Source organism: Streptomyces spongiicola (assembly GCF_003122365.1).
In the GTDB taxonomy this organism is placed as follows: Bacteria; Actinomycetota; Actinomycetes; order Streptomycetales; family Streptomycetaceae; genus Streptomyces; species Streptomyces spongiicola.
In genome coordinates this window covers 3,165,634-3,178,692 of the sequence record NZ_CP029254.1, presented here as the reverse complement: position 1 = coordinate 3,178,692, position 13,059 = coordinate 3,165,634, and the positions used below count along the sequence as shown (strand labels likewise).

The window sequence follows — 13,059 nt, the reverse complement described above, 5'->3', positions numbered from 1 at the left end:
GGTACGCGGGAGCGTCCTCAGACCCGCTCCAGACGCAGCGTGAACCACGTCGTCTTGCCGTCGTCCGCCGGCCGCACGCCCCAGCCGCCCGCCAGTGACTCGACGAGGATCAGGCCCCGGCCCGACTCGTCGTCGGGACCCGCCGGCCGGATCCGCGGCGGATGGTGGCTGTGGTCGCTCACCTCGACGGTGAGTTCGGTGCTGTTGCGCCGCACCTGGAGGCTCACCGGACCCTGCCCGTGCCGGACGGCGTTGGTGACCACCTCGGACACCAGCAGCCCGGCGTCGTCGGCGACCTGGGAGCAGCCCCAGGCGGCCAGGGACTCGGCGAGGAACGCCCGCGCCCGGGACACCGACGCCGGGGCGGCCGGCAGTACCGTCGCCGCCGAGGCCAGCGGGGCCGCCGGCAACTGGGCCAGGAGCAGCGTCACATCGTCGTGGTGGTGCTCGGTGGCGGGCAGGACCGATCTCAGCACGTCGTCCACCACCGTCTCGAGGTCGTGTGCCGAGGCGAACGCGAGGTCGAGAGCGTCGATGAGCGCGTCGAGCTGCTCCTCGATGTCTCCCGCCGGTGTCTCTATCAGGCCGTCGGTGAAGAGGACCAGGCTCGACCCCGGGGCGATGGCCACCGTCGCCTCCTGGTGGGGATGCTCCCCCACCCCGAGCGGCACGCTGACCGGTGCCTCCAGGGACCGAACGCCCTCGCCGGGTTCCGCGACGAGAGCCGGCAGATGTCCGGCCGAGCAGACGGTCACCTCGCCCGCGTCCGGTGCCACCACCAGGTAGCAGCAGGTCACCAGCTGGTCCGGTCCGTCGAGTTCGGCGACGATCGAGTCGAGCGCGTGCATCAACTCCCGGGGCCGCATGCCGGTCTTGGCGAGGGCGTGGGCCGCGGACCGCAGCTGCCCCATGATGGCGGCGGCCTCCAGGCCGCGGCCCATCACGTCACCGATGAGGATGCCGACCCGCCCGGCGCCCAGCGGCACGAGGTCGAACCAGTCGCCGCCGACACCCGCGCCCTGGGTGGCGGGCAGATAGCGGCTGGCGGTCTCCAGCCCGGGCACGGCCGGCGGGGTGCCCATCAGACTGCGCTGAAGGGTCAGTGCGACATGCCGCTGCTGCTCGTACAGGGCCTGGAACCGCTCCTCGGCGGCCTTGCGTTCGCTGACGTCTCGTACGGCGGCGGAGACGAGGAGCCCGTCGGTGGTCTCGAGGGGGCTGAGGCTGATCTCGACGGGGAACTCGGTGCCGTCCTTGCGGAGGCCGTGGAGTTCGAGCCCGGCGCCCATGGGGCGGACCTGGCGGTTGTGGGTGTAGCCGTCGCGGTGTGCGGCGTGGTGGTCGCGGAAGCGGCCGGGCACGAGGATCTCGACGGGGTGGCCGAGGAGTTCCTCGCGCCGGTAGCCGAACAGGGCCTCCGTCTGGGCGTTGACGAGGCGGATGGTCCCACCGTCGTCGACGATGACCATGGCGTCCGGCGCCGCCTCCAGCAGCCCACGGAACCGCTCCTCGGCGGAGCCGGCGGGAGCCCCCCGGTGGGGGCTCGTCCGGCAGCGGCAGGCCCCGGCGGTGCCGGTGTCTGGATCGGACTCCGATGAGACCGCCGTGATGATGCCTTTCATGCTTGCCTCCCGGACGGATTCTGCCCCTTGCCGTGACCGCGGCAGCGGTATCCGGACATCTCACCGCAATGCCGCACGGCGTACCCGGGAGAGTCCGATTCTGACCGGTGATGGCGCTTGCGCGGTGGGAAACGAAATCGCCCGTTCGAAGGACGGGCGGTGCGGCCCGGGCCGCACCGCGCCCGCGGCCCCGGCGTCGGCACCGCGGCCCGGTCACGGGCTGACGCAAGCGCACGATCCGGCCGGGGGCCCCGCTCCGTGCCCGCCATCGCCGCCGCGTCGGAAGCGGCGCCGGACGGCTGCACTCGGGCCGCAACCGGGGCCGCAACCGGGGCCGCAACCGGGGCCGTAACCGGGGTCGTAGTCGGGGCCGGTGTCACGGCCGTGCCCGGGGCCGCTGGTCTTCATGGGTGTAGTCCTCCGCCACCGACGCGACCAGGGCCAGGGACTCCGGAAGCGCCGGTGCGTTGGCTGCGAGCAGGTCGTAGGTCAGCTTGCAGCGGGCGACTCTGGACGGATCGTCGTCCAGTCGCCCCGTTCCCAGACCGGTTGTGTACGCGAGCGGCGGGGCGTCCGCGAAACCCGTCAACCCGATGCCGCCGCCCGTCGCGGTGTGGGCGCCCATCGGGAACGGGACCACCTGCACGATCACCCGGTTCCACCGCGCCGGCGCCCCGATGCGGCCCAGCGTCCGGGCCATCAACGCCGCGCCCCCCGCGCGGCGGCGCGGGACCGCCTCGTCCAGGACGGTCCACGGCATCGGCGTCGCCGGATCGTCGAGGAGCCGTGCCCGCTCCAGCCCCGCCTCGACCGGTTCGTCGATGACGGCCTCCGGGGCGGCCGGCCGGTACGCGCGGAACACCGCGCCCGTGCGTAAGCCTCCGTCCGAAGCGGTCCCGGGATCAGCAGCGGCGCGTACTCCCGGATCGCGGTCGCCGGTCGCGGTCGCTTCCGCCTCGGCCGCCTCGGCGAAGCGGTCGGGGGATCCCGACTTGCCGGCGGCGAGGCAGTTCCGCTCGAAGAGGCCGTTCGTGCCGAGTATCTCGTCGATCCTGTGAGCGACATCCGGCCGCATGCGCCGCTTCCCCGCCTCCAGCCGGCCGACGAACGACGCGCTCACGAAGAGGGGTTCGCCGAACTCCCGCCGGCTGAGGCCGGCGTTCTCGCGGGCGTGGCGCGGCCCGGCGCCGAGCAGGGCCCCGGGAGACGTCGACGGGTCCAGGTCCTTCGGTCCAGGCAAAGTCAACTCCATGTCGGACAAGTGGGGTTGTCGGGCCTTCGACTCCGATAAGGCTAGCCCTCCATGACCACTCTGTGTGGAGAACGCACATACCGAGAGTGGGGATGCCTGGTGGTGCCACCATGTCCGAAGGAGCGGTTGCGCGCTGTGATGTGGCCGTGTCGCCGCTGCGGGACCCGCTCGACTCGACAGCGGTGATCCTGCCGTCGTTCGTGTGGATCCCGTGTCGCTCACGACCCGCTCGCTCACGACCCGCTCGCTCACGACCCGCTCGCTCACGACCCGCTCGCTCACGACCCGCTCGGGGGCGACCCGTGGGGAAGGCCGTCCGGGGAGGGCCGCGATAGGGTTGACGGCGCCGGAACCGGGACGGAACCGGGACGGAACCGGGACGCCGAGACCACGACGCCAGGAGGTGGGACCCATTACCGCTGCCGCAGGACCGGGTGCTCGCCTCGGTGTCGCCGAAGGTGTGTGAGGGAGCCCCGTTTCGGAACGTCCGAAAGGCTCTCGCTTGTCGTACTCCTTTGATCCCTCCCCCTCCTCTCCTTCTCCCTCTCCCTCTCCTTCCGTCTCTCGCCCTGCCGCCGCCGACGTCGTCGGCAGACTGCGCGCCGCGGGCTGTGTCTTCGCCGAGGACGAGGCACGGCTGCTGTTCTCCGCCGCCCGGACGCCTGACGAACTCACCGCCCTGGTGGAGCGGCGGGCCTGCGGCCATCCGCTGGAGCACATCCTCGGCTGGGCGGAGTTCTGCGGTCTGCGGATCGCCGTGGAGCCGGGCGTGTTCGTGCCCCGGCGCCGGACGGAGTTCCTGGTGAGCCGGGCGGTTCACACCCGGCCGGACGCCGATGTGGTCGTCGACCTCTGCTGCGGTTCGGGCGCCGTCGGGGCGGCGCTGGCCGCCTCGCTGCCGGGCCGCGGGACCGAGCTGTACGCATCAGACATCGAGCCCGCCGCGGTGCGTTGCGCACGGCGCAATCTGCCGGAAGGCGCACGGGTCTTCCAGGGCGACCTGTTCGAGCCGCTGCCGGGCTTGCTGCGCGGGCGGGTCGACATCCTTGCCGCGAACGTTCCGTACGTACCGACCGAGGAGGTCGGTCTGCTGCCGGCCGAGGCCCGGATGCACGAGCCGCTCGTCGCGCTCGACGGGGGCACGGACGGACTCGACGTGCTGCGGCGGGTGACGGCGAAGGCGGGGGAGTGGCTGGCGCCCGGCGGGATCCTGCTGTTCGAGACGAGCGAGCACCAGGCCGCGGGCGCGCTGGCGGCGGTCGCGGAGGGTGGACTCGAGCCGGCGGCGGCCATCTGCGACGAGCGGTATGCGACCGTCGTCGTGGGGACGAAGACGGCCTGCTGAGGCGGGCCTCGATCGGGTGACCCTGCGCTGCTATCGGGTCGGCCCGTGTCGGTGGGCCCGTGTCGGTGGGCCCGCGCCGCGATCAGCGGAGTACGGGGCAGCCCGCGCCGGCGGGCGGGGGCCGCGATCCGGCGGGTGCCGCGATCGACGGGCCGCCGTGCCCGCGGCCGGGGTAGGGGCCCGCCGGCGGTGCGGCCGGCTCCTTCGCCACGCCCGAAGTGCCCGGACGGCGACGGCGGTCCGCTTCTCATGTCCGTCTCATCCGGGCCTTAACCCGCCCTCACACCGCCTCCATAGCTTTCGCGCCATGTTCCTCACCTACCTCAGGCGCGAGTTGCGCCGCCGCAGGAAGGCGGCGCTCGTCGTCGCATCGGGGCTCGCCCTCGGAATAGCCCTGGTCATCGTCGTGAACGCGGTCTCCGCGGGCATGAACCAAGCCCAGGGCCGGGTGCTTGAGTCGCTGTACGGGCTCGGTACCGACATGACCGTCACCAAGGCCGCCGTGCCGCCGGAGGAGGGCGGCACCGCGCAGCGGCCACGGTTCCGGTTCGATGCCGGGGACGATGACGACGCCGAGCAGAGCCAGGACATCGTCATGGTCCAGGGCTTCGAGACGCTGGCCGCGACGACGGCCGCGCGGGTCGGCGAGCAGGACGGGGTGGCCGACGCGGTCGGCGGCCTGAACGTACGGGTGATGAAGGTCGACGGCCAGTTCAAGCGGGGCGAGTTCGAGCAGGAGCCGGGCGGCACCAGGCGCGGCGGTCCGGCCGCCGGCGCGGTCCGCGGCGGCGGGGCGGACTTCAACGTCGACTCGTACTCCGTCTACGGCACCGACGTGGCCCGTCAGGAGCTCGGACCGCTGACCTCCTCGAAGATCACGTCGGGGCGTACGTTCACGGCGGACGAGACCGCCGCGGACGTCGCCGTCGTCGACAGCGCGTACGCCCAGGAGAAGGAGCTGAAGGCCGGCGGGACGCTGACCGTATCCGGTACGGAGTTCACCGTCATCGGCATCGCCACGGCCGACAGCGGGGACGCGGCGGCCGACGTCTATCTGCCGCTCGCCCGGGCGCAGACCCTGGCCGACGCCAAGGACAAGATCACAACCGTCTATGTGAAGGCGGCCGACTCGCAGCGGATCGCGAGCGTCAAGGAGACGATCCAGAAGAACATCTCCGGGACGACGGTGACCACGTCCGCCGATCTCGCCCAGACGGTCTCCGGCTCGCTGTCCACGGCCGCCGACCTGGCCGCGGGCGTCGGCAGGTGGCTGTCGGTCGTCGTGCTGGTGGCGGCGTTCCTGGTCGCGGGGCTGCTGACGTCGTCCGCGGTGAGCCGGCGGGTGCGCGAGTTCGGCACCCTGAAGGCGCTGGGCTGGAAGAGCCGCCGGGTCACCGGGCAGGTGGCGGGCGAGGCACTCGTCAACGGCCTGATCGGCGGCGCGCTGGGCATCGGGATCGGGCTCGCGGGCGCATGGGCGATCACCGCCTTCAGCCCCACGCTCACCGCCCAGCTGGGTGGTGGAGGCGGCGGCGGCCGGATGCCCGGTGCGGGCCCCGGCGGTGCGGGTGGTCCCGGGAGGGGCGGGGCGTCCAGGACCCTCGACATCGCGCTCACCGCGCCGGTGTCCCTCACCACGATCGCTCTCGCGGTCGCACTGGCGGTCGCGGGCGGCCTGATCGCCGGCGGGTTCGGCGGCTGGCGGGCCTCGCGGCTGCGGCCCGCGGACGCGCTGCGGCGCGTCGAGTAGCGGCCCTCGGAACCACCGGTGAACGTAACGACGCACAGCAGGAGTTGAACACGATGTACGAGCTCACAGGCGTCATCAAGCGCTATCGGCGCGGCAAGGACACCGTCCGGGCCCTCGACGGGGTCGATCTGGCCATTCCCGACGGCGGGCGGCTGGTCATCCAGGGCCCCACGGGCGGCGGGAAGTCGACGCTGCTCCAGATGCTCGGCGGGCTGGACCGGCCGAGCGAGGGAGCGGTGGTACTGGACGGGGTCGATCTCGCGACGCTGCCCGAGGCGAGGCTCACCCGGGTGCGGGCCGAGAAGATCGGCTTCGTCTTCCAGGGCTTCAACCTGGTGCCGACGCTCACGGCGCAGGAGAACGTGGAGACCGCGCTCGTACCCCTCGGCCTGAAGGCGGCCGAACGCCGCGAGCGGGCGGGGGAGGCGCTGGTGGCCGTCGGGCTGGGCGAGCGGCGGGGCCATCTGCCGGGCGAGCTGTCGGGCGGTCAGCAGCAGCGCGTCGCCATCGCGCGGGCGCTGGTGAAGCGGCCCGCGGTGCTGCTGGCGGACGAGCCGACCGGCAATCTGGACGAGTCCATGCGCGACGAGATCATGGAGCTGCTGGAGGGGTTGTGGGCGGAGAACGGGCTGACGTTCGTGATGGTCACTCATGACTCGGTGCTGGCGCGGCGGGCCCCGAGGGTGGCGACGATCAGCAAGGGGCGGGTGACGATCCGGGAGCAGGTGGCCGACGCGGGGTAGTCCCGCCCCGGGGAGTCCCGCCCCGGGGAGTCCCGTCCCGGTGGGCGCGTGTACGGCGGGGTGGGAAGGGCCCGTTGCGTGCGCATGTCGATATGTGCGTACATCCGTACATGTGTATGTGCGTAGGGCCCGCCTGGTGCGGGCGGGGCGTAAGTGTGTACGTGCGGGCGTGCGGGCGTACGCACGTGCCCGCGTACGGGCCGTGCCCCGGCCGGTGCCGCAGCCCCCGCGCCGAGGGCAGGTCGACGGGGCCGGGGGCAGGTCGACGGACCGGGGTGCCGGCCGGTCCGTGACGGAGGGAGTGGACCCGCCCGTCACGGAGGGAGCCGACCCGCCCGTCACGGCGGAGGGCAGGCGGCCGCCTGTCGCCGGGTCAGAGGCGGAGTGCCTCGCGGAGGTGACCGCCGGCGCGCTTGAGGAGGCCCGCGGCCGTGGCGGCGTCGACGTCGGCGAGGAGCATCAGGATCGCGGTCTTCACCTCGCCGTCCGCCGCCTTCAGGGAACTGTCGACGGCCGCGTCCGGGGCGCCGGTCGCCAGTGACACGATCCGGCGGGACCGGGCGCGGAGCTTCTCGTTCGAGGCGCGTACGTCGACCATCAGGTTCCCGTAGGTCTTGCCCAGGCGGATCATCGTGATGGTCGAGATCATGTTGAGTACCAGCTTCTGGGCCGTGCCCGCCTTCAACCGGGTCGATCCGGTCAGGAGTTCGGGGCCGACGACCACCTCGATACCGTGCTCGGCGGCCGCGGCCAGTGCGCTGCCCGCGTTGCAGGAGAGGCCGACGGTGAGGGCGCCGGCCGCGCGGGCGTGCTCGACGGCGCCGATCGCATAGGGGGTTCGGCCCGAGGCGGAGACGCCGACGACGCTGTCGAGCGCGGTCAGGCCGAGACCTTCCAGGTCGGCGGCGGCCAGTTCCCCGGAGTCCTCCGCCCCCTCGACGGCCTCGACCATCGCCGGCGGACCGCCCGCGATCAGGCCGATGACCTCGTCCGGGCCGGTGTTGAACGTCGGCGGGCACTCGCTCGCGTCCAGGACGCCGAGCCGGCCCGCCGTACCCGCGCCCGCGTAGACCAGCCGACCCCCGCGGGCCGTGCGCTCGGCGATCGCGTCGATCGCGGCGGCGATCTCCGTGAGCCGTGCGGCCACGGCGTCGGGGACGGTTCGGTCCTCGCCGTTCATGATGCGGGCGATCTCGGCGGTCGGGAGCAGGTCGATGCCGGCCAGCTCGGGGCGGAACGCCTCGGTCGTGAGGTTCTCCAGCTGTGCGCGCAGTTCGGTCGGTCCAGGGGCGGAGGTCATGGGGCGGATCTCCCGGGTGGTTCAGCGGGTGCGGGGGCTGTGGCGGTGGGCGAGGGCCTCGTACGAAGCGGCGAGGGCCAGCGCGGCAGTCTCGTACGTGCGCTGCATCACGCCGATGAACAGGCAGTCGACGACCAGGAGCTGGCCCGTCCGCGAGGACATGGCGGCCGGGCGCAGGTCGGTCTCGCGTGCCGTCGAGGTCGTCAGCACATGGTCGGCGTACCGGCACACCGGCCCGTCCGGCCGGCCGGTGATCGCGACGGTCGTCGCGCCGTGGTCGAACGCGACGCGCAGCGGTTCGACGACGTCGCCGGTGGAGCCGGAGTGGCTGATCGCCACGGCCGCGTCACCGGAGCGGAGCTGGACGGCGTTGGTCACGGCCAGATGGGGGTCGCTGTGCGCGTGGGCGACCAGCCCGATGCGCAGGAGCTTCTGGGCCAGGTCCCGGGCTACCAGGCCGGACGCCCCCACGCCGTAGACGTCGATGCGGCGTGCGGCGGCGAGGGCGGTGACGGCGGCGCCGAGCTGGGCGGTGTCCAGACCCGCGGCGGTGTCCGCGAGGGTCTGCTGCTCGTCGTACGCGAGCTTCGCCACGACGTCGGCTATCGGGTCGTCCACCGTGATGTCCGCGGTGACCGCGGGGGCGCGGCCCGACTGCTGCTGCGCGGCGAGACCGGCGAGGGCCAGGCGCAGATCGCGGTAGCCGGGGTAGCCGAGGAGCCGCGCGGTCCGTACGACCGTGGCCTCGCTGGTGCCGGTCAGCTCGGCGAGACCGGTGACGGTGAGGGCCGCGCAGCCCGCCGGGTCGCCGGCGACGGCTTCGGCGACCCGCTGCATGGAGCGGGTCATGGACGGGGCGAGCGTGCGGACCCTCGAGGCGAGAGCGGCGGGCGCGGGGGAGGCTCCACCCCCGCCGGGGCGGGGGATTCCGCCGGCGGTGCCGTCCGCGGCGGGCGCGGCCGCCTCTCCCGCGGCGCCGGACAGACGGGAAGTACCGGAAGCATCGGAAGCACCGGAGGCACCCGAGCCGGATGCGCGGGAAGCGCGGGAAGCACCCGAGCCGGATGCGCGGGAAGCGCCGGTCGTGCCCGGAGCGGTCGGGCCGGAGTGGCCGCCGGCCTCCCCGGTCTTGAAAGAATTCTTCAGATCCCTGGTCACACCTGAAAGATATTTTCAGCTCGGGTGGGCGGTCAACCCCTGTCGTCCGCGGACGAGGGCTCCGAGGGGCCCGTGCGGGCGGGGGCGCCGAGGGGCCCGTGCGGAGGTGGACGCCGAAGGGCTCGTCGCCCCGCGGACGGCCGGACCGCGCGGAGGGCCCGCACCCGGAGGGGTGACAATGACCGCATGGACGTCGAACCACTCGAGCAGGCGCTGCACGCCGCCCGCGCACTCGTCCTCGCGGACCTCACCGCCCGTGACGTGGCGGACGCCGAGGTCGTCTCCCTCGTGGAGGAGGCGGTCCGGGAACGTCGCTGGTGGGTCGAACAGTGGCCGGCGGGTGCGGAGTACGTGGCCGGGCTGGTCGCCCAGGACGTACAGGACGCCCTGCTGGAACGGTACGGGCGGTGGCCGCTGTGCCCGGTCTGCACCTCGGGGGAGCCGCACGCGCTCGATGTGGAACCCGAGTTGGGCCCCGACCCGCACTGGGTGTGCGGCAGGGCGGGGATCGCGGTCGCGCCCGTCGGCAGGCTGCGGTGACCCTCTACATCGACCCGCCGACCTGGCCGGGCCACGGGCTGCTCTGGTCCCACCTGGTCAGCGACGTGTCGTTCGAGGAGCTGCACACCTTCGCCAGGTCGATCGGCTGCCCCCTCCGCGCCTTCGAACGCGATCACTACGACGTGCCCGCGCACCGCTACGGGGACGCCGTGCGCTCGGGGGCGGTGGAGATCGGGTCGAAGGAACTGGTCCGGCGGCTCACCGAGGCGGGACTGCGGCGGCGGAAGCACGGCGGCGGGCGGGGCGGCCGCCGGGCCGGTTAGGGCCTGTTCCGGGTTCGGACCGTTGGCCTGGGGATTCGCCGGTGCCGGGCGGCCCGGGCCCGGTAGTCGTCGAGGGTGGCGCGTGGTGGTCTCTCGGATGGCGAGTGGGGGTTGGTCGAGCCGTTCCTGCCGGTGGGCGGGCGCGGCCCGGTCCCTGACCTGCGGCGGCTGTTCAACGCCGTGATGTGGCGGTTCAGGACCGGGGCCCCCTGGCGGGATGTTCCTGAAGAGTACGGCTCATGGTCGACCGTCTACGGCGTGTTCCAGCGGTGGGCGGTGGCCGGGACCTTCCCAAGGGCTGATGGAGGCAATGATCGCCGAGGCGGCGGTCCGTGGGCAGGTCGATCTCGATCTGGTCAGCGTGGATTCCACGGTCGGGCGCGCTCGTCATCGCGCGGCAGGGATGGCCGTCGACCCCGGACCGCTGGACGAGCTGGAGAAGGCCGTCGCCGAGGAAAGGGGGGTTCAGGAAAGGGACAAAGCGCACCGGTAGTTCCGCCGGACGAAGGCGGCGGCGACGTGGCGCGTGAGGAGCGGCGGCGTCTACGGCGGCGGCGCGGAGCCCGGCTCCGTGCGGCTGAACTGGGCCGTTCCCGGGGTGGGCTGACCAGCGGTCGGTACGCGCGGTACGCGCGGTACGCGCGGGGCGGGTGGTGCGGGTGGTTCGGGACGCCCCGGTGCCCCTCGCGTCAGACCGTCCCACAGCGCGTCGCGCCCGCGTCGCGGCCCTCCGCGGACGAGACGACCACGCGGCTGCTTCCGGGTGCCGCGTCCGTCCCGAGGCGCTCGAACCGCAGAGCCAGGGCGGCGAGCGCGAGGGCACCGGCGGTCATCGCCGCGCCCGCCCATGCCGTGGCGGCGAAGCCGAGGCCCGCGTCGATGACCGTGCCGCCGAGCCAGGGCCCGCTGGTGTTGCCGAGGTTGAACGCCGCGGTGGTCGTCGCGGCGGCCAGCGTGGGGGCCGCTCCCGCGACGTTGAACATCCGGGCGTTCAGGGCGGGGGCCGTGCAGAACGACGCCACCCCGACGAGGAACGACAGCACCACCGCCGGTACCGGCGACTCGGCGGTCAGGGCGAGAACGGCCAGCAGCACCGTGGAGGCGGTGATGCCTCCCAGCATCACCCCGAAGAGGTGCGCGTCGGCGATGCGGCCGCCGATCGTCGTCCCGAGCAGTGCGCCGATGCCGAAGAGGCCGAGGACGGCGGGCACCCAGCCGCTGCCGAGCCCGGCGACATCGGTGAGCAGCGGCGCCAGATAGGAGAACACGCAGAAGACACCGCCCGCCGACAGCGCGGTGACCGCGACGGCGAGCCAGACCTGACGATCGCGGTAGATGGTGAGTTCGCACCGGAGCCGCGGCTTCACCTCGGGAATCGGAAGGTGCGGGATCCTGGTCACCACGCCGACCAGGGCCACCGCCGACGCCGCGCCGACGGCCCAGAACGCCGAGCGCCAGCCGAGGTGCTCGCCCAGGAACGCACCGGCCGGGACACCCACGACGTTGGCGATCGACAGCCCGCCGATCATCACGGCCATCGCGCGGGCGCGCGAGCCGAAGGGCACCATCGCCATGGCCACCGCCGCGCCGACCGCCCAGAACCCGGCACATGCGAGGGCGCTGACCACCCGGGACACGAAGAGGACCTGGTACGTGGGCGCCAGCGCCCCGGCGACCTGGCCCAGCCCGAAGACGGTGATCAGGGTGACGAGCGTGGCGCGGCGCGGCAGCCGCAGTGTCGCCACGGCGAGCAGCGGCGCACCCACGACCATCCCGATGGCGAACGCGGAGATCAGCAGACCCGCCCGGGGGATCGAGACGCCCATGTCCCCGGCGATGGGCGGCAGCAGCCCGGACAGCATGAACTCGCTGGTGCCGAGAGCGAAGACCGAGAGGCCGAGGATGTAGACGGCCGATGGCATACGGGAGCGCGGGGCGGCGCCGACTGCGGGCATGACCATGCCCAACGACCGGACGGTGCCTGTCATTCCCGGCGCCGTCATCACCCGCATGGCGGCGCGCACGGTGCGGGCGACGCCGGTCCCGTCGCCCGTCGTGCATCGCACGCTGCTCGTCGCCCGCTGCCCGCCGGGGTCCCATGGCTGCCGGCGCCTTGCGGGCGGGACGGTGCGCGGTAGCAGGCACCTCGCGGGCACCTCGCGGGCACCTCGCGGGCGGGACCGTGGTGCGCGGTAACCGGAGCCCGGAGCCCGGAGCCCGGAGCCCGGAGCGCGAGGAGCGCGCGAGACCGCGGATCCGGCGCGGGCGCGGGTGCGGGCGTGGTGCGCAGCGGGCCGGTGGTTCGCCTCCGCCGTGGCGGTCGTTCGCGGCCCGCCGTGCGGTGGGCTCAGGACGCCCGGAGCCGCTCCAGTTCCCCCGCCATGTTGCGCCGCGCCACGTCCTCCCACCGGCGCTGCCCGTACGGAGTGCGGAACAGTCTCGGCTGGGCGAGGAGACGGCGCAGGACCTCGGCCCTGCCCGTGCGGTAGACGTCGTCCGGGACGAAGCCGTACTCCTCGCGCACGGCCGCGGCGTAGCTCTCGTACGCGTCCGGCGGCGAAGCGAGGATCGCCAGGTCGGCGTCGCAGAGGACCATGCCGTTGGCGTCGTCGTCCCCGGCCGTGTGGGTCCGGGTGAGGAGCACCAGCCGGGACACCTCGTCGGTGCGCGCCCGGTCGAGGCCCAGCTCGGTCAGGGCGCGCTCGGCGAGACGGGCACTGCGCTCCTCGTTGGTGGAGCGCTCGGGCAGGTACACCGCGTCGTGGAACCAGGCCGCCAGGCGTACGAGGTGGACGTCGTCCGCGTACCCGGCGAGCGTGTCCACGCGGTCCAGGACCGCGACCAGGTGGTCCGTGGTGTGGTAGCGCCGTCGCGGCTCGGCCCAGCGGCGGAGCAGTTCGTCGGCGTACCGGTCCGGACCGGGGGTCGGGGCGTCCGGAGCGCGGCCGGTGGCCGCGGTCACGGTGGCGGCCCAGCGCCGGCGGAGGTCGTCGTGGGCGGGGTGCTGCGGAAGCGCGGGCATGGGCACATTGTCCAGCCGGTCGGAGACCGGGCGTCTCCCGGGG

Annotated in this window: 12 protein-coding genes and 1 pseudogene; 7 read left to right on the top strand and 6 right to left on the bottom strand. The window is 73.7% G+C overall.

Annotated features, from left to right (window positions below; all coding sequences use genetic code 11):
- Positions 1 to 17: 17 nt before the first annotated feature.
- Positions 18 to 1,622, bottom strand: a complete 1,605-nt coding sequence (locus DDQ41_RS13855; RefSeq protein ID WP_109294781.1) for an ATP-binding SpoIIE family protein phosphatase — start codon at positions 1,620 to 1,622, stop codon at positions 18 to 20.
- Positions 1,623 to 1,998: 376 nt separating this feature from the next.
- Positions 1,999 to 2,862 carry a Scr1 family TA system antitoxin-like transcriptional regulator gene (locus tag DDQ41_RS33220; RefSeq protein WP_449451398.1) on the bottom strand — a complete coding sequence of 288 codons (864 nt, stop codon included), beginning with the start codon at positions 2,860 to 2,862 and terminating at the stop codon, positions 1,999 to 2,001.
- Positions 2,863 to 3,376: 514 nt separating this feature from the next.
- Between DDQ41_RS33220 and DDQ41_RS13835 the strand changes: the two genes are divergently transcribed.
- The 3 genes from DDQ41_RS13835 (at position 3,377) to DDQ41_RS13825 (ending at position 6,712) form a co-directional block, all read left to right on the top strand.
- On the top strand, positions 3,377 to 4,219 hold the full coding sequence (locus DDQ41_RS13835) for a putative protein N(5)-glutamine methyltransferase (RefSeq protein WP_162602680.1): 843 nt from the start codon (positions 3,377 to 3,379) through the stop codon (positions 4,217 to 4,219).
- Between the two features lie 307 nt (positions 4,220 to 4,526).
- Positions 4,527 to 5,969 carry an ABC transporter permease gene (locus DDQ41_RS13830; RefSeq protein WP_109294780.1) on the top strand — a complete coding sequence of 481 codons (1,443 nt, stop codon included), beginning with the start codon at positions 4,527 to 4,529 and terminating at the stop codon, positions 5,967 to 5,969.
- Positions 5,970 to 6,022: 53 nt separating this feature from the next.
- Complete coding sequence (locus DDQ41_RS13825; protein ID WP_109294779.1) at positions 6,023 to 6,712, top strand: ABC transporter ATP-binding protein; 690 nt, start codon at positions 6,023 to 6,025, stop codon at positions 6,710 to 6,712.
- A 373-nt stretch (positions 6,713 to 7,085) separates the two neighbouring features.
- Here the strand turns inward: DDQ41_RS13825 and murQ are convergent, their stop codons facing one another.
- Together murQ and DDQ41_RS13815 are read right to left on the bottom strand one after the other, a co-directional pair.
- On the bottom strand, positions 7,086 to 8,012 hold the full coding sequence (murQ, locus tag DDQ41_RS13820) for an N-acetylmuramic acid 6-phosphate etherase (RefSeq protein WP_109294778.1): 927 nt from the start codon (positions 8,010 to 8,012) through the stop codon (positions 7,086 to 7,088).
- Between the two features lie 21 nt (positions 8,013 to 8,033).
- The gene (locus tag DDQ41_RS13815; protein ID WP_174720359.1) at positions 8,034 to 8,939 is read right to left on the bottom strand and encodes a MurR/RpiR family transcriptional regulator; all 906 of its coding nucleotides are present in this window, start codon (positions 8,937 to 8,939) and stop codon (positions 8,034 to 8,036) included.
- A 417-nt stretch (positions 8,940 to 9,356) separates the two neighbouring features.
- Between DDQ41_RS13815 and DDQ41_RS13810 the strand changes: the two genes are divergently transcribed.
- From DDQ41_RS13810 to DDQ41_RS13795, 4 genes and pseudogenes are all read left to right on the top strand, one after another.
- Entirely contained in the window at positions 9,357 to 9,710 is a 354-nt protein-coding gene (locus tag DDQ41_RS13810; RefSeq protein WP_109294777.1) for a hypothetical protein, read from the top strand.
- Positions 9,707 to 9,994 (top strand): DUF4031 domain-containing protein, encoded by a 288-nt coding sequence (locus tag DDQ41_RS13805; RefSeq protein WP_109294776.1) that lies wholly within the window; start codon positions 9,707 to 9,709, stop codon positions 9,992 to 9,994. The genes DDQ41_RS13810 and DDQ41_RS13805 overlap by 4 nt, the downstream gene beginning before the upstream one ends.
- A 75-nt stretch (positions 9,995 to 10,069) precedes the next feature.
- Positions 10,070 to 10,279 (top strand): annotated as a pseudogene (locus DDQ41_RS31900) (transposase); the annotation flags it as partial.
- Between the two features lie 16 nt (positions 10,280 to 10,295).
- Entirely contained in the window at positions 10,296 to 10,487 is a 192-nt protein-coding gene (locus tag DDQ41_RS13795) for a hypothetical protein (RefSeq protein WP_162602679.1), read from the top strand.
- A gap of 196 nt (positions 10,488 to 10,683) precedes the next feature.
- On the opposite strand, the gene DDQ41_RS13790 is transcribed toward DDQ41_RS13795, so the two are convergent.
- A complete protein-coding gene (locus DDQ41_RS13790) occupies positions 10,684 to 11,916 on the bottom strand; it encodes a Cmx/CmrA family chloramphenicol efflux MFS transporter (protein ID WP_167450317.1) in 1,233 nt (410 codons plus the stop codon).
- A 425-nt stretch (positions 11,917 to 12,341) separates the two neighbouring features.
- A complete protein-coding gene (locus tag DDQ41_RS13785; protein ID WP_109294774.1) occupies positions 12,342 to 13,016 on the bottom strand; it encodes an HD domain-containing protein in 675 nt (224 codons plus the stop codon).
- Positions 13,017 to 13,059: the final 43 nt, after the last annotated feature.

Coding starts and splice junctions, on each gene's coding strand:
- DDQ41_RS13855 (WP_109294781.1), bottom strand. CDS start 1,622: ATGAAAGGCATCATCACGGCGGTCTCATCGGAGTCCGATCCAGACACC.
- DDQ41_RS13830 (WP_109294780.1), top strand. CDS start 4,527: ATGTTCCTCACCTACCTCAGGCGCGAGTTGCGCCGCCGCAGGAAGGCG.
- DDQ41_RS13825 (WP_109294779.1), top strand. CDS start 6,023: ATGTACGAGCTCACAGGCGTCATCAAGCGCTATCGGCGCGGCAAGGAC.
- murQ (WP_109294778.1), bottom strand. CDS start 8,012: ATGACCTCCGCCCCTGGACCGACCGAACTGCGCGCACAGCTGGAGAAC.
- DDQ41_RS13810 (WP_109294777.1), top strand. CDS start 9,357: ATGGACGTCGAACCACTCGAGCAGGCGCTGCACGCCGCCCGCGCACTC.
- DDQ41_RS13795 (WP_162602679.1), top strand. CDS start 10,296: ATGGAGGCAATGATCGCCGAGGCGGCGGTCCGTGGGCAGGTCGATCTC.
- DDQ41_RS13790 (WP_167450317.1), bottom strand. CDS start 11,916: ATGCCATCGGCCGTCTACATCCTCGGCCTCTCGGTCTTCGCTCTCGGC.
- DDQ41_RS13785 (WP_109294774.1), bottom strand. CDS start 13,016: ATGCCCGCGCTTCCGCAGCACCCCGCCCACGACGACCTCCGCCGGCGC.